The sequence below is a fragment of the Nonomuraea sp. NPDC049129 genome (assembly GCF_040648495.1).
GTDB lineage: Bacteria > Actinomycetota > Actinomycetes > Streptosporangiales > Streptosporangiaceae > Nonomuraea.
Genome location: NZ_JBEZDU010000002.1, coordinates 904214 through 921881 on the forward strand (window position 1 = coordinate 904214; position 17668 = coordinate 921881).

Sequence of the window (17668 nt, forward strand, 5' to 3'; positions counted from 1 at the left end):
CGCCGCGCGCCGCTCCTGATGGTCGGCGCCGCTGGGATCGAGCCTGCTCCGGATCACACGCCCTCCTGTTGCCAACTTGACGCCGATGTCAATCCGATGGCCCTGGCCCAGAGCTTGGTGAGCAGTTCCACGGCCGTCCGCTCGTCGGCCCGCTCGCCCAGGTCCAGCCAGACGTGGGCGAAGTGCTCCACCATCCCGCCCAGCATGACCGCCGTCAGCCGGGGATCGAGGGCCGGGTCGGCCAGTCCCTGCTCCTGCAACCGCCGCAGCCCCTCGGCGCCGCGCCGGACGAACACCTCGCGCAGCTCCAGCAGCAGGCCACGCAGGCCCTCCTCGGCGGTGGCGGCCTGTTCGAGCATCCTGACCAGCCGTGAGTTGGCCGCCCAGGCCCGCAGGTAGAGCCGGTTGGCCGCCTCGATGCGCGCGTACGGGTCGCCGGGAACGCCGGGACCCACGACGCTCGCCGTGAACATCTCCCCGACCACCGCCGCCGCCACCTCGCGGAACAGGGCTTCCTTGGCGTCGAAGTAGGTGTAGAAGGTGCCGTGGGAGACGCCGGCGCGGGCGCACACGTCGTCGATGCGCACCGCCTCGTAGCCGTGCTCGTCGAACGCCTCCCGGCCCGCCCGTACGAGCGCGTCCCTCGTACGCCGTCCTCGGGCGGTCAGCTCGGACTTGACGATCACGTCAACTAGGGTAACCCGCTTGTCCGGCACGCGAAAAGCCCTCCACGACGATCCTTTCTGTCGTGGAGGGCTTGGGTTCCGCTGTCTCAGGTGCAGTGGCTCCAGCCGGACTTCCAGGACGCGGTGCCCCACGAGCCGCCCCAGATCACGCACTTCTTGACGGCCGCCACTCGCACCGGGCCCGCGTAGGCGGTGAACTTGCCCGGGTTGCTGCCGCTGCCGCCGTTCTGTACCTGGAGGGTGGCGTTCATCGAGACCTTGCCGGGATACACCAGCTTGGACATGGTCACGACGCAGTTCTTGCCGTTGCCGTACAGCAGGTAGATCGTCGCGGAGCTGCCCAGCGCGTGGCTGTCGATCACCTTGAAGCCGGAGCCGCACACTGCTGTCGCGCTGAAGGTGTTCGGCTTGGGGCTGGCGGTCGGCTTCACCGTGGGTTTCACGGTCGGCTTCACGGTCGGCTTCGTCGTGGGCTTGGTGGTCGGCTGGGGGTTCGGGTCGTCCGTGTTGTCCTCGGTGGGCGAGGTCGTGGGGCCGGGGTCCGGGGCCACCGTGTCGGTGCGCTTGGTCTTGGTGGGCTTGGGATCCGACTCCGGCTTGTGCGTTGTCGGCTTCGACGTCTGCGGGACCGTGGGGACGGTGACCGGGACCTGGCTGCTCGGGTCCTGGATCACCTGCTCCTTGGTCTTGGTCTTGGTGGGCTCGGGCTGCTCCACGCTCAGCGTCGGGACCGGCTGCGAGACGACCGGGCTGTCCTCCGTCAGGGGCGGCTCGACGGGCTGTCCGCCCCCGGAGCCGTCGGTGGGGGTGGCCTCGGAGGTGTTGCCGACGGCGACCACCTTCTGGATGCCGCCGCTGTTGGCCTGCACGATCACCGCGCCGCCCACGACCAGCAGGGCCGCCGCGGCGGCGCCGGTCAGGGCGAAGGTCAGGGTACGGCGCTGCTTCGCCGACCCGGCGTCAGCCGCCTGTGGCCCCTGCCCCGGCCCATTCGCACCGGGCCCATTCGCACCGGGCCCACTCGCGCCAGGCCCACGACCGCCGGGACCGCCAGGGCCAGGGCCGCCAGGACCGTATGCCGGTCCGCCCGGTCCGCCTGCGCCGAACCCCGGAGCGCCGCTCTGTCCCGGCACGCCACCCATGGGCTGTCCCGGAGCGCCACCCATGGGCTGACCGGGAGCGCCTGCCCCCTGGGCCATGGGGCCCTGCTGCTGCATCGGACCGCCGGGTGCTCCCTGGCCGCCGACGGGCATCCCGGGGGCGGCCGGCCCGCTGCCGTGCGGCATGTTCTGGCCGCTCGTGGGGTTGCCCTGGGGCATACCGGGTGATCCGGCCGAGGGACCTGCCGCCGCCATGGGAGCCGGGGCGCCGCCCTTGGTCGCGCCGGGAAGGCCGAAGTGACCGGTCTGACCGGTCTGACCGGTCTGACCGGTCGGACCCGTCTGGGAGGCGGCGCCGGGCCGCATCCAGGGGCCGGGGTAGGAGTCCTGCGGGTTCGCGCCCGGCTGTGGCCCCGTACCCGCCGGTGCGCCCATGACGGCGCCCGTCTGAATGTCAGGCTGAGGACCGGTGCCCTGGCGGTTCGGGCCCGTGGTCAGCGGGTCCACGGACGCGGGCGGCGCCGGCTGCCCTGTGAGTTGCACGATCAGCTGGTCCGCGCTGGGCCGCTGCGACGGGTCCTTGGACAGGCACGCCGCCACCAGTTGGCCCAGCGCCCCCTCCATCCCGCCCAGCTCCGGCTCCTCGTTCAGGATCCGGTTCATCACCACGGGAATCGAGTCGGCGCCGAAGGCGGGCTTGCCCGTCGCCGCGAACACCATCGTGACGCCCCAGGCGAACACGTCCGCCGCCTCGGACACGGCCGCCCCGCTGAGCTGCTCGGGCGCCAGGTACGACGGCGTCCCCATGGCCATGCCCGTGGCCGTCGCCCCGGGGGAGTCCAGCGCTCGGGCGATGCCGAAGTCGATCACGACGGGGCCCTCGGGCCCCATGAGGACGTTCGCGGGCTTGAAGTCGCGGTGCAGGATCCCGGCCCGGTGGATGGCCGCCAGCGCGGTCGCCGTACTGATCGCGAGCCGCTCCAGCGCCGCTCCCCGGCGTGGGCCCTCGTTGATCACCAGCTGCCGGAGGGACGGCCCCGGTACGTACTCGCTCACGATGTACGGCCGGCTGCCCTCAAGGTCGGCGTGCAGCACCGGAGCCGTACAGAACCTGGCCACCCGCTGCGCCACCGCGACCTCGCGCAGGAATCTGCTCCTGGCGTCGGCGTCGGCCACCAGCGCGTTGTGCAGCAGCTTTACCGCCGCCTGCTCGCCGGTGTCACTCTGGCCGAGGTACACGACTCCCTGGCCGCCCTCACCAAGCCGGGCGACGAGGTCGTAGGCCCCCAGCCGCCGCGGGTCGTCCGCCGCCAGCGGCTGGTGCTGATTCACGCCGTACCCCCAAGACCACGTATAACAAATCGACAGATGGTGCGAAACGCTACCAGCGTGACCCTTGGGGCGTTGCCCGGACCCATCAGATGTTTCATCTTTTGACGCAAGATGTCAGCGTTTCGGAGCAGGTCGTGTCCCCATTGACCGGGCTAGGTCACGGCTTGATGAACTCAGATCGCTTTGCCTGGGTTGAGCAGGCCAAGCGGGTCGAAGACGGCCTTGATGCCCTGCTGCATCTCCTGCGCCACCGGTCCGAACTCCAGGCCGAGCCAGCGCCGCTTGAGGACGCCGACACCATGCTCGCCGGTCAGCGTGCCGCCGAGCTGCAAAGCGTGCTTGAACACCTCGTCCGCCGCGGCCCACACCTCGGGCGGCGGCTCGGTCATACCACGCTCGAAGATGAAGACCGGGTGAATGTTCCCGTCACCGGCGTGCGCGGCCGTACAGATCTTCACGCCATGCCGTACGGCGGCCGCCTCGATCGCCATGATCATGTCGGGCAGCGCAGAACGCGGCACGCACACGTCCTCCACCAGGCACGCGCCAAGGCGCTCCTTGGCGTCGTAGGCCATCCTGCGCAGCCCGATCAGCTCCTCGGTCTCCTGAGGGCTGGAGGAGACCGCCACGAACGACGCGCCGTTGTCGACGCACAGCTGCTCCATGCGCTTGACGACCGCCTCGCTGTCCGACGCGTCGGACTGGCCGATCAGCATGGCGATCGTGCTCGTTTCCAGGCCGATGTTGCGATAGTCGTCGATGGCCTCCAGCGTCGCCCGGTCGAGCAGCTCCATCAGCGACGGCTGGCACCCGGCGGCCATGATCGCCGACACGGCCGCGCCCGCGTCGCGCAGCGAGCCGAACTCCGCCGCGAACGTCGCCGGCGGCTTGTCCGGTGCCCTGCGCAGCCGTACCGTCGCCGAGGTGATCACGCCGAGCGTGCCTTCCGAGCCGACGAACAGGCCGGTCAGGTCGTACCCGGTGACGCCCTTCATCGTGCGGCGGCCCGTCTCGAGGATCCGGCCGTCGGCCAGCACCACCTCCAGGCCGAGCGCGGAGTCGCGGGTCACGCCGTACTTCACGCACCGCAGCCCGCCCGCGTTGGTGGCCAGGTTGCCGCCGATCGTGGAGATCTCGTACGACGACGGGTCGGGCGCGTACATCAGCCCGTGCTCCCTGGCCGCCCGGTCGAGGTCGGCGGTGATCACCCCGGGCTCGACCACGGCGATCTCGTCGGCGGGGGAGAGCTCCTTGATCGCCGTCATCCTGGCCACGGAGAGGATCACCGACCCGTCGCCGGCGGTGGCGGCGCCCGCCAGCCCCGTGCCCCCGCCGCGCGGCACCACCGGGACCCGGTGCTCGGTCGCCCATTTGAGCGTCGTCACCACATCGTCACGCGACGTGGCGAGCACCGCGGCCAGCGGCTTGCCGGGTTCCAGGAACGTACGGTCGCGGGCATAGGAGTCGATGACGTCGGGGTCGGTCAGGACGCGCCCCTCGGGCAGGGCGTTCACCAAGGCATCAATGGGTCTCACATGGGAAACTCTACGGTTTGCGCCGACAGCGGCTAAAGGCCAGACTGCCCAGGTGGAAGTCACGTGTCCGGTATGCAGCCGATCTGACCAGGTCTCCGCAGTCCCTGGAGTGGTGGCGGCGGGCACCACGTACCGGATCGGCCGCGCCCGGATGGCCGCCACGCGCGACATCGTGGACCTGCCGACGGCGGCCTCGCTGGGCGCCTCGAAACACCTCATGAGCCGTACGCAGCTGGCGGTCTGGCTGTCGTTCCCCAGCCGCCACTACACGGCGTGGACCAGGAACCAGGGCTACATCCTGCTCGGCGTCGCCGCCCTGGTCCACCTGGTGACCGCGCTGGTGATCGCGATGGGCAAGGACGCGAACTGGACCGAGGTGCTGCTCGCGCCGTTCTGCCTGACCGGGTTGTTCTGGGGGTTCGGGCTGCTGTTCGTGCTGGGGTCGTACGGGGCCCGCAAGCGGGACACGGCGGAGGCCCCGGCCCGGGTACAGGCGCTCACCGTGTGGGAGAGGCTGTGCTACTGCCCGCGGGACAATGTGGTGTTCGAACCCGGGGTCGGAGTGTCGTTCCACCCGAGCGAGACCCGCGAGTACATCTTCGGCTTCCGCCAGAGCCAGACCCGCACCATCTAGCTAGTCGAGCCGGCCACCGGGTTGAAGCCGAGGACGCGGTGCTCTCGTGATCGTCAGTACGCGAAGGCGGACGGCCGATCATTCACCCTTCAGGCGGTCAGGGAGTCGTTCCGTCATCGAAGGAGAAACCGAAGCTGCCCGGGTTCGGCGGCATCACCCACTGCTGCAGGGGGCCGAAGTTGCAGCTCTGCACACTCAGCGGGGTACCGCTGGCCGTGCTGTTGCCGACCGGGGCCACGCAGTTGAAGCTGAAGTGCTGTCCCAGGACCCAGACGTTGTCGGGGGCGCCGGGGGTCAGCGCGCGGAAGGTCCATTGCTGGTCGCCCGTGACGCCGAAGGCGCAGGTCCGCAGGATCAGCCGGGTGCCGAGGGGAGTCGGGTTCTGGGTGTTGGCCAGACTGAGACACTTGCCGCTGGAGTGACGGATCGAGTTGTCGATCGACACGCCGATGGGCGCGAAGCCGTGCCAGACCTGACTGCAGTCCATCAGCACCACAGGGGTGTTGTCAGCCGTGCCGCCGTTGAGCGGGCCGATGCATCTGGCGGGTGAGACGACACCATTGCTGCGGATGATCGTGGACGGGAAAGCCGCGGCCTGAGCTGCGGTGGCAGCCATCACCAGGGCCAGCATCAGGCCCATTCCGGTGAGTACGGAGAAGAGGATTCGACGCACGTTCGCTCCTTGAGCGTTCGGGGATCTTGTGACACGCGGAGCGCATGTCTGCCCTGAAGGCGTTCCGTGCTGTGCCGGGAGGTTCCGGGGAGTTCCGTGCTCAGGCCGGGGGCGGGGCGCGTCGTGGTGGCCGGGTGGCTTGAGGGCGATCACCGGGTCCGGCGCCGCGTGGAGGGTCAGGCTCGCCCGCCGGATCCGCCCGCGCGACCGCCCAGGCTCCGTCCGACGATCACCGTGTCCTCGGCGCCCACCTCTTTGACGAAGCCGGCCAGGATGGCGGCGGTACGACGCGCTCGCAGTCCGGCTTGCCGCACTCGCGGAGCCACCGGCCGTCGAGTTCGGCCCCGCACGGACCGGCTAGCCGGTCCAGCGCCCTTTCCACCTCAGCGCCACCTCAGCGCGGCATCCAGGCGCGCTATCGGTACTCCCGCTGCGCCAACGATCATGATCAGCAAGCACGATCCAACCGTCCAGAACGTCCCCGCATTGCGCCAGCCCGCCCCAATCGCAAGGAAGGCTGCGACTTCACCAACCACGAACACCACTGCCAGTAGCACATAGATCCAGAACGGCCCGAGCGCCGCATCGCCACCCTCAAACGGCATGGGCCCCCTCTTCGACACCTTCTCCTTATCCCACTTCGCGACCTTCTCCTTCCACTCACGTACCCGCCCCTGCGTCAGTAGGAGTAGTTCGACTGACAGGGCTATCAACATTGTCGGCAGGACCTGCGCGGCAGTGGTGTAGAACGCTTCCGTCCCCATGTCGGGTAATCGCCATCACACTGCGCAGCGTTCCATCCCAGCCGGGTAATCCGTGCGGCACAGTAAAACCCGTACCCGAGCAGGTCACCCGCGTTGAAGGGCGTACCCGTGGCGGCGGCATGCAGTGGCACTCCACCGACTGCGCACTGGACGCTGCCCGTTGAGCAGGCCCAAGCCGCCGTGTACGACGCCGCGCAGCGGCTCCGTGACTACACGGCCATGCTCAACCGGCAGTTGCGTGCCCCGCGGTTAGTCTGGCCCCTTATCAGCCCTATCCCCTCCATAGGCTTGTAGAACAGCCGAATCATGGGGATAAAAGCACCGGCCACGATCATGCCTGCCACGGAGACCATGACCACCCAGAAGACGAAAGCGTTGAACCAGCGAAATCCCAGCGCTAGAACAGCCGTCATCTCGCCGACCAGGAACGCCCAACACCACCTCATGTTCGCCACTCGCCGTAGGAAGCTTGGCATCATCCTTGCGATGCTGCTGGTCGCCTTCGCCGTCCTCTTCGCAACCGCGCAGATCAACAAACCGCACTGGCAGTGGATCGCCCAGGTGGAACCGCTGGCCGACGGGCGCACTCTGCGCGCGGAACTGCTGTTCAGCAGGCCGAGGCCCGATGGCACCTTCTGCGAGCGGGTGGTGGACACGGTGGTGGAGGAGGAGTCGGCCGCCCGGGTGGCGGTGGGCGTACAGGTATACAACGAGTGCGCTCCCTTCATGTCCTGGGGAAGGGTGCGGAGTTCCGCGGCTGGTCATCCCTACACCGTGGATGTCCGGCTGCGTGCACCACTCGGGGGACGACTCATCCTTGAGAGGGGAAGCGAACGCCCCATCCCCATTCGAGGAGAATCCCCGCGGTACACGACCGGGAAGCCAATGTTGCTGCCCTTGCGCCGGTGATTGACGGCCCACAGCAAGTCGTCGCCGACGCAGTAGCAGCCGTGGAAGTAGGTGACGCCGTGGGTGCGGTGGTAGGTGGCCGGCAGCCGGTCCGGCTCGCCCTGCGCCGCCCAGCCCGTCCCGGCTTGATCGTTTCCGTCACAGCGCTAGCTAGCCCCACACTTCCGGTACGACGGGTCGCCGTACCGGAAGTCGCAGATGCGTCAGGCGTACGCGGGCTTAGAGAGAACTGTGGGATCAGGCGCGCTCTTCGGCCACCGCGCGGACGCAGACGGCCAGACCGGTGATGGCCTGCTCCAGCTCCTCCAGATCGGGATAGGTGGGTGCGATCCGGATCGTCCGGTCGTCGGGGTCCTGGCCGTAGGGGTGCGTGGCCCCGGCGGGGGTCAGCGCGATCCCGGCCGCCTTGGCCCTGGCCACGACCTCACCGGCATGCGACACCTCGAGGCTGATGAAGTAGCCGCCCTGCGGGCTCGTCCAGGTGCCGAGGTCGCCGAGTTCCTTGGCCAGCACCCGGTCGACGAGCTCGAACTTGGGCCACACCAGCTCGGCGTGCTTGCGCATGTGCGCGGCCACCCCGTCGGCGTCCTTCAGGAACTCGACGTGCCGAAGCTGGTTGATCTTGTCGGGCCCGATGGACTGCTTGCCGGTGTTGGCCAGGAACCACTTCACGTTCGCGGGCGAGGACCCGAAGAACGACACGCCGCTGCCCGCCAGGGTCACCTTGGACGTGGACCCGAACACGAAGGCCCGGTCGGCGTTGCCGTACTCGGCGCACAGGGCCAGCAGGTCGGCCAGCTCGGCGTGGGTGTCGGTGAGGTGGTGCACCGCATAAGCGTTGTCCCAGAAAATCCTGAAATCAGACGCCGCCGTGGACATGGCCGCCAGCCGCCGCACGGTCTCGTCGCTGTAGGTGACCCCGGACGGGTTGCTGTACTTCGGCACACACCAGATGCCCTTGACGCTCGCGTCCTCGGCGACCAGCCGCTCGACGACGTCCATGTCGGGCCCTTCGCCGTTCATCGGCACGGGCACCATCTTGATCCCGAACCGCTCACAGATCGTGAAATGCCGGTCATACCCCGGCACCGGGCACAGGAACGTGATCTCCGGCTCCTCCACCCACCGCCGCTCGACCCCGGGCACCTTGGTGAGCAGCGCGTGCACGATCGTGTCGTGCATCACGGCAAGGCTGGAGTTGCCGCCGACGACCAACTGCTCGGCCGGCACCTGCAGCAACGGCCCGAACAGCTCCCGCAGCTCGCTGAGCCCCTGCAGGTTGCCGTAGTTACGCCCGTCGGTGCCGTCGGCTGCCTTGTAGGACGTCGGCAGTTTGAGCATGTCATTGGCGAGATCCAGCTGTCGCGGCGACGGCTTCCCCCGGGTCAGGTCGAGCGAAAGGCCACGCTGGACGAGTTCGGCGTAGTCGCGCTGAGCGTTCACTGGATCTACTCCTCCGATCGGGTCGGATACGAAGGATAGAAGACGCGGGGCCCTGAGCAGGAATCGGTCCGCCATGTGGATGGCCGACCGGGCAGGGGGTCCGCGGGCTTCGTCCGGCGCTTTGGGGCGCCCTGCGTGGTTCAGAACATTCCTGCCAACTCAATGTCTATCCTCCTGAGGAGCAGGGGACCGGCTGGTTGCTGATCGGGGATTGTCCCAAGGCGCCGCCGCACACGGTGACGTCGATGTCTCCCGGCAATGGCATCCAGTTGATGACCACGGAACCCACGTTGAGTGTTCAGGCCACGACGTGGCCGGGAGGCTCGACGGGCGTACTGTCCGCCGCCCGGGGAAGCGACGGCACCTTGACCGAACTTCCGGTTCCCGTCCGCTACGAGCGGTCGCTGACGTGGACCGGGCGATCCGCCGAGCCCTCCTACAACGTCGTCCACCAGTACGCGCTTCTGCGCGAGCAGATCACCGGGCGCATTGCGCCGGACACGGAGGGCGTTCCCGACTCCCTGTACGACGTCCGACGGCATCGCATGCTGGAACAGGTCCGGGACGCGGCACGGATCGGCCGAAAGGTGCCCGCCGCGCTGCGCCTGGATGCTTGACCGGCGCAGCGTCTACTCGCCACAAGCTGCAGACCGGCCGGTATGGAACGGGCCGGAACGTCTTTAGGATCTGACAACCAATGCGGCAAGAGCCGTACATCAGCGCATGAAACGAGTCTGGTACGCAGCGATCTGGCTCGGCATGGCCGTTCTGGCCGCGCAGGTCCTCACGGTGCAACCTACGGCGGCGGCGACGATCCCGGCAGGGTCGATCGAGGTGAAAACGGTGCTGTCGCCGTTCAGCCTGGTGAACAAGTCCCAGCGGGTGAACTGCTCGCCCGGCAAGGTCCCGCTCGGCGGTGGGGCCCAGACCTCCGGGGGGCAACACCTCATCATCACCGAGGCTCGCCCGATCTCTGACGCGGCCGGGGCCGGCTTCGTCGTCACGGTCCAGGTGGACCAGATCGGGGTGACAGCACCATGGGCAGTGTCGACGTTCGTCTCCTGCGCCGTCGCGCCGCCCGGATACGAGGTGATCACGCAGGTCAATCCGCCGACGACGAGGCCGTCAGATTCGGTGCTCGCCAACTGCTCACCCGGCAAGAACGTCATCGGGTCGGGTGGACAGCTCATCGGCGCCCACGGGCAGCTCGATCTGACAATGGGGCCGAACCACCTGAACGGCGTCGCGTCGGGTGTGGGCGCTGAGGCCGCGAAGGACGATTTCTCGGTCGCGCCCACCGACCCCTACCAGGTGGCCTCATACGCGATCTGCGCACGGGAGAACCGCCTCTTCGACTTCCTGGTCGTTGAGAATCAGACGAGCAACGACGCCGCAGCCCAGAAGAAGGTGACGACCACCTGCCCGAGCGGGTACCAGGCGACCGGCGGTGCGATCTCGAGCGTCGGCTTCGGGGCGCACCTGCTGTTCTTCCGGCCGAACGTGACCTCTTCGCCTGTCTCCTTCGACTTCGCCGCCAGTGCCCCGCCGGGCTTCGGCGTCTGGAACTTGGCGGGCATCGTCCACTGCACTCGCTGATCCACACGGTTTCCCCGTCCGGGTGCGGTTCCGGTGGGGGCCCAGGGCCCGCACCCGCGCATCGCCGATCACGGACCGCTGCGCCAAAGGTGTCTCGTTCACCGCGCCGCAACGTGGTCGCGAAGGTCTCCGCCGACGACCAGGCCGAGGTGAAGGCCGCAGGCGGAACCGTCGGCGGTGGGGCTGGGCGAGGCGGCGGGTGATGGAACCCGGTGGAACGCCTACTGGGTGGATGCCAATAAAGGCGCCGTCTCCTACGACGAAGGGTCACGCACATGTCGCAACATCGCCCAAGCCATGCCAAGGGCTGTGATGACAGATGACACGTACACGAATTCGTGATCGGACGTACCGGGTTCCGCGCCGCATGATGCGGCTGCTCGGCGGTGCGGCGGCGCTCGCCATTCTCCCGGCCGTCGTGGCCGTGCAGCCCGCGATGGCGGCACGTCCCTGTTACGGTGACTGCCAACCTGGTGTGGTGCGTGGCTTCGGGGACCTCAGGTACGACGCTCCCGTTGGCGTGGACGACCAGATCACGGTCCGCGTCGAGAACGGGTCCTTCGTACTGACCGACCCCACCGCCACACTCATCGCAGGCACCGGATGCACCCTGGTGACCCCGCACGAAGCGCACTGCCAGGTCGGGGCCTCCCCGTCCATCCGCATCCGCGGCCTGGACGGCAACGACGTGATCACGAACTCCACCGGCATCCCCGCGCACCTGTTCGGCGAGACCGGCAATGACCAGCTCGTCGGCGGCTCCGGCGACGACACCATGGACGGAGGATTCGGCGGCGACGTCCTGCAGGGCGGCGGCGGTTCCGACACCGTCTCCTACGGCGAGACAGGCGGCAGGCTCGCCATCCGGGCCGACCTCGACGGCGCGACCGGCGACGACGGCGGTCCCGAAGACGGGCCCGAAGGGGCACGGGACACCATCGCCGCGGATGTCGAGAACCTGGAGGGCGGCACCGCCGACGACGTGCTCATCGGCAACGCGGGCCCGAACGTCATCGACGGTGGCGGCGGCCGTGACCAGATCCAGGGCCTGGGCGGCGCCGATCAGCTCACCGGCAAGAACGGCGGCGGCACCCTTGACGGCGGCGCCGGAACCGATCACTGCATATCCGATATCCGGCTCGTGTCGGGGCCACCCGACACCTTCGTCAACTGCGAGTTCACGCAGATCATCACCGCGTTCTAGCGAGTCGAGGGAACGATCTCATCGGCCGGCGGCATCGTGAGACCGGAGCCGCCGGCCCCGCCATGCCAGGCCGCGATCGCCCGCCTGGTTTCGAGGATCCCATCTCACTCCGACGCCCACTGGCATCAACTGCAGGCCGGTAAGCGTCTTCCCCCTTTGGTACCACTTCGCTAGCTAGCGGACGCAGCGGCGGGAAGCTGCCACGAATCCAGACGAATGAAACGGTAAGTCGCACTCCCCACGCCGGCCGCCTATGCGGGAGGACGCCGTCAAGCGCGCCAAGCTCGCTCAGAAGGTCTGCGAGGCCGAACACGGTCCAGCACACGAGAAGTTCATCCGCACCATTGAGGAAGGAGAGGTGGAGCAATGAGCCACAGCCGTTGGAAGACCTTGCGCGAACGCAAGCTCGCCGCGGGTTTCACCGAGCCGGAGGACGTGGCCGAGGCTCGTCGCGAGATCCGGCTGTCCATGGCCCTGGCGAAGGCGGTGTACGATCGGCGCACCGAACTCGGGCTCACTCAGGCTGAATTGGCCGACCGCGCGGGCCTCACCCAGGCGAAGGTCTCCCGGATCGAAGGCTCTGACACCGTTCCCACGCTGCCGCTTCTCGCCAAGCTGGCCGAGGCCCTTGACGCCACCCTTAACATCGCCCTCGACCACGACGACACCCGGGTGAGCTTCACCGGACACCGCACCAACGCGGCCTGAGTAGTCCAAGCACTCCGCGCTGTGCTTCGGCGGTGTGATGGGGATTCGAATAGACGAAACGTATGACAGCGGCCACGGCAACGGTATGAGGCGTATCTGAAGGAGTTGCCATGAGCGCCGAGTTCCACTCCTATACGCGTGAGGAGTTCATCACCGAGTTCGTCCACCCCGACGACCGCCAGGCGTTGGAGGAGGCGCGGGAGCGCCGGGTGGCGCAGGTGTGCGGGGGCTCCTGGCCGACATGCGCAAGGAGGGTGGGCTGCCCTAAGCCGAGGTGGCCCAGGTGATGGGGGTGTCCCAGCAGCGAGTCTCGGCGATCGAGAACGGGTCCAACGCCGAACTGGCCACCCTGAACCTGTACATCCATGCCCTGGGTGGAGAACTGAAGGTCATCGGCGGCTCCGGGACACAGGCCGACTGCGCTGGGCGGCCCGCCTGACGTGCATGGACATGATTTCAGGAAGCCTTGATCGATCTTGGCGGGCGCCGCTTAGCCGACGTATCCAACGCTATTTGGCGAGGAGTGAGTCTCTGATCGCCTGTGCACCTGATGCACCTGGCCCTGCCAGTTCGTGCGCGGCACGTCGGAGCTCGGCTACGGCGTAGGCGTTGACCGCCGCAGCATCCGGAACCACGTTCAAGGCGATGGCGGTGCCGGCCTCGGCATCGCCCTGCATGATGTGGGCTCGCGCCAGGCAGGCCCCGAACCATGCTCGATCGCGCCGGTAGGACTCGGGCAGGGCCGACAGCCGCCACCGCCGAGCCCTTGCGTACCGCGATGAACTGCCGGGTCTGGTGGACCGCGTTTGTCTTCGGCTTCTTGTCCCTGTTGACGAACACCTGGCAGGCCGGGGCCGTACACTATGGAGTCATGAGCGGGACCCAACATGTGCCGTACGTTCTCGAACGGGATGAGGACGGAGTGTGGTGCGCCAGTGCCCAGCTTCGTCCGGGAGTTGGGGCGGTCGGCGACGGGTCTACAGCGGAGGCCGCGGTGGAGGACCTACGTGAAGCGCTGATCGCGCTGATCGAGGAGGTCGGCCTGTCACCCGAGGTGACCGTGACGGTGAACGTCGCCTGATGCCGCCTGTTCCATCGATCACCGGCGCCCAGGCCGTCCGGGCCCTGGAGAAGGCCGGGTTCAGTGTCGCGCGCATCCGCGGCAGTCACCAGATCCTGCGCCATGACGACGGACGCACAGTGAGTGTTCCCGTCCATCATGGCCGGGATCTTCCCAAAGGGACTTTGCGGAACATCCTGTCCCTCGTGGGAATCAGCGCGGACGATCTGGCCGATCTCCTTTAGTACGGAGTGCCCTGGTCTCGACTCCCTCGACCTGACGACCTCCGTATGCGCCTTGATGGCTGCGCTCACGGCACAGGAGCGGACAACGGGTGACGGCAGCGTCCTGCTGGCCGGGGGTAGGCATGCATCTTGTCGAACTGACTGTTGGCCAGGACGTTCAGCAACTGCCGATGCGGCAGAGCTTGGCGGCCATCTTCGTCGCGTCCGACTGGTGCTTGGCCAGGGTTCTGATGGCCGGGGCGTCGTTGTGCATGTCCCAATAAATAGCTATGGCTGCGCCCTTGCGTACCGCGATGAACTGCTGGGTCTGAGGTACGGGATTGGACTTCGTCGACTTGGTGGCCCTCGAGGCGCCCACCGAGTCGACGCCGATTTTCGGGTCGATTACCTTGACGAGTTTGCCGCACTTGGTCAGGCGGGTGCGGAACTCGGTCATCAATTTCTCGGCGGCGCTTGCCTTCGCGAAGAGGAAGACCTGTTCGCCGCGTTCGGCGCTGGTCTTCTCACCGCCGCCCATGTGCGGGTCATAGGTGAGGTCGCGGCGGGCGATCCAGTCCTTTTTCAGCTTGGCGCCCGAGCACTGGATGTTCTCCACCTCGATCAGGTTGTCGTTCTGGGAGAGGAGCCAGTGCTCGTGCTTGGTGTCCTTGCGGGCCTCCTTTTCGTACAGGAGGAAGTTCTTCGGGATGGACGGGCCGGCTAGGGCCGCCGCCGGCGGGAGCAGCAGGGCGGTAACCAGGGCGCTGCCGGTCAGCAAGGTGATCTTCTTTATGTTCATGCGGAGTTGGATGCCGGGGAGTGGGGAAAGGTTCGGGACTTATGTGAGGAATTCGGCTGGGGCGTTTCGTTGGACGAACGATTCCAGCTCGGGCAAGGACAGACCCGGCGGGGTGGCCACGATGAGGCGGTTCACGCCCAGTTCCGCGTACGACCTCACGGTGGCGGGGTCGAGGCGGCGGGCGGGGGTGACTGAGATGTGCAGGGGCTTCGTCGACACGGCCCTGAGTGACTCCAGTTGGGAGGCCGTGGCGCGTAGGCCCAGCATCCAGCCGTACCAGCCGTCGGCCAGCGTGGCGGCTCGGCGGTGGGCGGCTGGAGTGTGGCCGCCGATGACCACGGGGACCGGGCGCTGGAGGGGGCGGGGGTGGGCGTCCACGTCCTTGAAGGAGACGTGCCGGCCGTCGAAGGCGGGCTTCTCGTCCTGCCAGAGGGAGCGGATGGCCGCCAGGTACTCCTCCAGGCGGGAGCCGCGGTCGGACATGGGGACGCCCAAAGCGCGGAGTTCGGGCTCCAGGTAGCCGGCGCCCAGGCCGAAGATCAGGCGGCCGCCGCTGAGGACGTCCACGCTGGCCAACTGCTTGGCGAGGAGCAACGGGTCGCGCTGGGGGAGTACGACGCAGCCGGTGGCCAGCAGGATGCGCTCGGTGTGGGCGGCCAGGAAGGCCAGCGAGACGACGGCGTCCAGGAGCGGCGCGTCCGGTTCGAGGGGGGCGGAGTCCGGTCGAGGGCTGGGGAGGACGATGTGGTCGGCGGTCCACAGCGACTCGTAGCCCAGGCTTTCGGCCAGCCTGGCCACCCGGGCGGCGCCCTGGCGGTCGGCGGCGGCGAAGCCGTTAGGCATGTGGAGGCCGATAGAGGGCCCGGTGGAGGGTCTCACGGAAGGTCCGGTGGAGGGGCCCACGGAGTGTCCGGTGGAGGGGCCCGCCGAGGGTTCGGTGGACGGTCGGGTGGAGGGGGTGATGGGGGACATATTGGGAATCGTTACGGATGCGGGGGGTGGTCCACCAGCGACGATCTCGCATGGAATCCATGCGCCGCGTGCATGCCATAAGGGCCGAAAAAGGGGCGCCAGGCAAAGACGTGTGCGGCGAATGTTGAAAATTGCTTCCCGTATGGCGATCGTTGGCGTGGAATTGGAGGATCGGGGGCAGAGCACACTCCGCAAAGGAGGGAGCACTCGTGACGACTGTTCGCGAGACCTCGATCGAGCAGGTCAGACGCCGGCGCACCGGGAAGATCATTGTGTCCTGGCTGTCGACGACCGATCACAAGGTCATCGGCTATCTCTATCTGATCACCTCGTTCGGGTTCTTCCTCGTCGCGGGCATTATGGCCATGGTCATCAGGGCCGAATTGGTACAGCCCGGGATGCAACTCGTGAGCCAGCAGCTCTACAACCAGCTGTTCACCATGCACGGCACGATCATGCTGCTGCTGTTCGCCACTCCGCTGTTCGCGGGATTCGCCAATGTGATCATGCCTTTGCAGATCGGTGCTCCTGACGTCGCGTTTCCCAGGCTCAACGCGGTCGCGTACTGGATGTTCCTGTTCGGCGGGCTGATCGTGCTGGCCGGGTTCATCTCGCCGGGTGGGGCCGCCGAATTCGGGTGGTTCGCCTATACGCCGCTCTCCACCGCCACCTTCACGCCGCACATAGGCGGCGATCTGTGGATCATGGGGCTCGCGCTGTCGGGCCTCGGGACGATTCTCGGCTCCGTCAACTTCATCACCACGATCATCGGGCTGCGGGCCCCCGGAATGACGATGTTCCGGATGCCGCTGTTCACCTGGAACACCCTGCTGACCAGCATGCTCGTCCTCATGGCGTTCCCCGTGCTGGCCGCCGCGCTGCTCGTGCTCGAATCGGACCGCAAATTCGGCACGCACGTCTTCGACCCGGCCAACGGCGGGGCGTTGATCTGGCAGCACCTGTTCTGGTTCTTCGGGCATCCCGAGGTGTACATCATCGCGCTGCCGTTCTTCGGGATCATCACCGAGGTGATCCCGGTGTTCAGCCGCAAGCCGATTTTCGGATATGGCGGGCTGGTCGGGGCGACGATCGCGATCGCCGGACTGTCGATGACCGTGTGGGCGCACCACATGTTCCCCACCGGTCAGGTGCTGCTGCCGTTCTTCTCGTTCATGACGTTCCTCATCGCGGTGCCGACAGGGGTGAAGTTCTTCAACTGGATCGGCACGATGTGGCGGGGCCATCTCTCCTTCGAGACGCCGATGCTGTTCGCGGTCGGGTTTCTGGTGACGTTCCTGCTGGGCGGCCTGACCGGGGTCATTCTGGCCTCACCGCCGCTCGACTTCCACATCAGCGACACGTATTTCGTGGTGGCGCACTTCCATTACGTGGTGTTCGGGACCGTGGTGTTCGCCATGTTCTCGGGGTTCTACTTCTGGTGGCCGAAGATGACCGGGCGGATGCTCGACGACCGGCTGGGGAAGGTGCATTTCTGGACGCTGTTCATCGGGTTCCACACCACGTTCCTGATCCAGCACTGGCTCGGGGCGATGGGCATGCCCAGGCGCTACGCCGACTACAGCGCGGCCGACGGCTTCACCGGGATGAACGAGATCTCCTCCATCGGGGCATTCCTACTCGGCGCTTCGACGTTGCCGTTCCTCTACAACGTCTGGAAGACGGCCAGGCGGGCGCCCAAGGTGACGCTCGACGACCCGTGGGGCTACGGCAACAGCCTGGAGTGGGCCACCTCGTGTCCGCCGCCCCGGCACAACTTCACCTTCCTCCCGCCCATCCGGTCCGAACGGCCCGCGTTCGATCTGCACTATCCGCACTTGCTGAAGGAGGAACTCGAAGAGGGGAGCGGGGAAGAGGAGACTGGGGAAGAGGGTTCGAAAGAGACCGAGGAGCAGCCCGGCTGACCGGCACGTGCCAAAGAGCCGCTTCGAAAGCCAGCCCAAAGCCGGGCCTTCTCCGAAGCAGGTCCGGGTGCTTGTGTGGAGATGACGTTTCGCCCATCTAAGGAGAT

At 67.6% G+C, this 17668-nt stretch carries 19 protein-coding genes and 1 pseudogene; 11 read left to right on the forward strand and 9 right to left on the reverse strand.

Features of this window, described 5'->3' with window-relative positions; genetic code table 11:
- Nucleotides 1–53: 53 nt before the first annotated feature.
- The 3 genes from AB0B64_RS09110 to AB0B64_RS09120 all read right to left on the reverse strand — a co-directional run bounded on the left by AB0B64_RS09110 (nt 54) and on the right by AB0B64_RS09120 (nt 4653).
- Nucleotides 54–686: a TetR/AcrR family transcriptional regulator gene (locus AB0B64_RS09110; RefSeq protein ID WP_357951022.1), complete on the reverse strand. Its 633-nt coding sequence runs from the start codon at nt 684–686 to the stop codon at nt 54–56.
- 86 nt (nt 687–772) lie between these two features.
- The gene (locus tag AB0B64_RS09115; protein ID WP_358175902.1) at nt 773–3118 is read right to left on the reverse strand and encodes a protein kinase; all 2346 of its coding nucleotides are present in this window, start codon (nt 3116–3118) and stop codon (nt 773–775) included.
- Between the two features lie 173 nt (nt 3119–3291).
- Nucleotides 3292–4653 (reverse strand): FAD-linked oxidase C-terminal domain-containing protein, encoded by a 1362-nt coding sequence (locus AB0B64_RS09120; RefSeq protein ID WP_358175905.1) that lies wholly within the window; start codon nt 4651–4653, stop codon nt 3292–3294.
- 112 nt (nt 4654–4765) lie between these two features.
- Between AB0B64_RS09120 and AB0B64_RS09125 the strand changes: the two genes are divergently transcribed.
- Entirely contained in the window at nt 4766–5287 is a 522-nt protein-coding gene (locus AB0B64_RS09125) for a hypothetical protein (protein ID WP_357951031.1), read from the forward strand.
- Nucleotides 5288–5384: 97 nt separating this feature from the next.
- Here the strand turns inward: AB0B64_RS09125 and AB0B64_RS09130 are convergent, their stop codons facing one another.
- Together AB0B64_RS09130 and AB0B64_RS09135 are read right to left on the reverse strand one after the other, a co-directional pair.
- On the reverse strand, nt 5385–5960 hold the full coding sequence (locus tag AB0B64_RS09130; RefSeq protein ID WP_357951034.1) for a ricin-type beta-trefoil lectin domain protein: 576 nt from the start codon (nt 5958–5960) through the stop codon (nt 5385–5387).
- A gap of 383 nt (nt 5961–6343) precedes the next feature.
- Entirely contained in the window at nt 6344–6724 is a 381-nt protein-coding gene (locus AB0B64_RS09135) for a hypothetical protein (protein ID WP_357951037.1), read from the reverse strand.
- Nucleotides 6725–7075: 351 nt separating this feature from the next.
- On the opposite strand from AB0B64_RS09135, the gene AB0B64_RS09140 reads away from it, so the two are divergent.
- Nucleotides 7076–7633 carry a hypothetical protein gene (locus tag AB0B64_RS09140; protein ID WP_357951040.1) on the forward strand — a complete coding sequence of 186 codons (558 nt, stop codon included), beginning with the start codon at nt 7076–7078 and terminating at the stop codon, nt 7631–7633.
- Here AB0B64_RS09140 and AB0B64_RS09145 read toward each other — a convergent pair.
- Nucleotides 7618–7758 (reverse strand): annotated as a pseudogene (locus AB0B64_RS09145) (IS630 family transposase); the annotation flags it as partial. The gene AB0B64_RS09140 and the pseudogene AB0B64_RS09145 sit on opposite strands and share 16 nt — an antisense overlap.
- 112 nt (nt 7759–7870) lie before the next feature.
- Nucleotides 7871–9076 (reverse strand): aminotransferase class I/II-fold pyridoxal phosphate-dependent enzyme, encoded by a 1206-nt coding sequence (locus AB0B64_RS09150; RefSeq protein ID WP_358175908.1) that lies wholly within the window; start codon nt 9074–9076, stop codon nt 7871–7873.
- Nucleotides 9077–9348: 272 nt separating this feature from the next.
- Here AB0B64_RS09150 and AB0B64_RS09155 point away from each other — a divergent pair, with 272 nt between their 5' ends.
- The 8 genes from AB0B64_RS09155 (at nt 9349) to AB0B64_RS09190 (ending at nt 13889) form a co-directional block, all read left to right on the forward strand.
- On the forward strand, nt 9349–9693 hold the full coding sequence (locus AB0B64_RS09155) for a hypothetical protein (RefSeq protein WP_357951046.1): 345 nt from the start codon (nt 9349–9351) through the stop codon (nt 9691–9693).
- A 106-nt stretch (nt 9694–9799) separates the two neighbouring features.
- Nucleotides 9800–10672, forward strand: coding sequence for a hypothetical protein (locus AB0B64_RS09160; protein ID WP_357951049.1), 873 nt, complete (start codon nt 9800–9802; stop codon nt 10670–10672).
- A 319-nt stretch (nt 10673–10991) separates the two neighbouring features.
- On the forward strand, nt 10992–11876 hold the full coding sequence (locus AB0B64_RS09165) for a calcium-binding protein (RefSeq protein WP_358175911.1): 885 nt from the start codon (nt 10992–10994) through the stop codon (nt 11874–11876).
- Nucleotides 11877–12242: 366 nt separating this feature from the next.
- A complete protein-coding gene (locus AB0B64_RS09170; RefSeq protein WP_357951057.1) occupies nt 12243–12584 on the forward strand; it encodes a helix-turn-helix transcriptional regulator in 342 nt (113 codons plus the stop codon).
- A 110-nt stretch (nt 12585–12694) separates the two neighbouring features.
- Nucleotides 12695–12871 carry a hypothetical protein gene (locus tag AB0B64_RS09175; protein WP_357951060.1) on the forward strand — a complete coding sequence of 59 codons (177 nt, stop codon included), beginning with the start codon at nt 12695–12697 and terminating at the stop codon, nt 12869–12871.
- Between the two features lie 5 nt (nt 12872–12876).
- A complete protein-coding gene (locus AB0B64_RS09180; RefSeq protein ID WP_357951063.1) occupies nt 12877–13023 on the forward strand; it encodes a hypothetical protein in 147 nt (48 codons plus the stop codon).
- Between the two features lie 432 nt (nt 13024–13455).
- Nucleotides 13456–13665 carry a hypothetical protein gene (locus AB0B64_RS09185; protein ID WP_357951066.1) on the forward strand — a complete coding sequence of 70 codons (210 nt, stop codon included), beginning with the start codon at nt 13456–13458 and terminating at the stop codon, nt 13663–13665.
- Nucleotides 13665–13889: a type II toxin-antitoxin system HicA family toxin gene (locus AB0B64_RS09190; RefSeq protein WP_357951068.1), complete on the forward strand. Its 225-nt coding sequence runs from the start codon at nt 13665–13667 to the stop codon at nt 13887–13889. Before AB0B64_RS09185 ends, AB0B64_RS09190 begins: the two co-directional genes overlap by 1 nt.
- A gap of 157 nt (nt 13890–14046) precedes the next feature.
- Here AB0B64_RS09190 and AB0B64_RS09195 read toward each other — a convergent pair whose 3' ends face one another.
- Together AB0B64_RS09195 and AB0B64_RS09200 are read right to left on the reverse strand one after the other, a co-directional pair.
- On the reverse strand, nt 14047–14667 hold the full coding sequence (locus AB0B64_RS09195) for a hypothetical protein (protein ID WP_358175913.1): 621 nt from the start codon (nt 14665–14667) through the stop codon (nt 14047–14049).
- A gap of 39 nt (nt 14668–14706) precedes the next feature.
- The gene (locus tag AB0B64_RS09200; protein ID WP_358175915.1) at nt 14707–15510 is read right to left on the reverse strand and encodes an LLM class F420-dependent oxidoreductase; all 804 of its coding nucleotides are present in this window, start codon (nt 15508–15510) and stop codon (nt 14707–14709) included.
- A gap of 338 nt (nt 15511–15848) precedes the next feature.
- On the opposite strand from AB0B64_RS09200, the gene ctaD reads away from it, so the two are divergent.
- Nucleotides 15849–17561, forward strand: coding sequence for a cytochrome c oxidase subunit I (gene ctaD / locus AB0B64_RS09205; RefSeq protein ID WP_358175918.1), 1713 nt, complete (start codon nt 15849–15851; stop codon nt 17559–17561).
- Nucleotides 17562–17668: the final 107 nt, after the last annotated feature.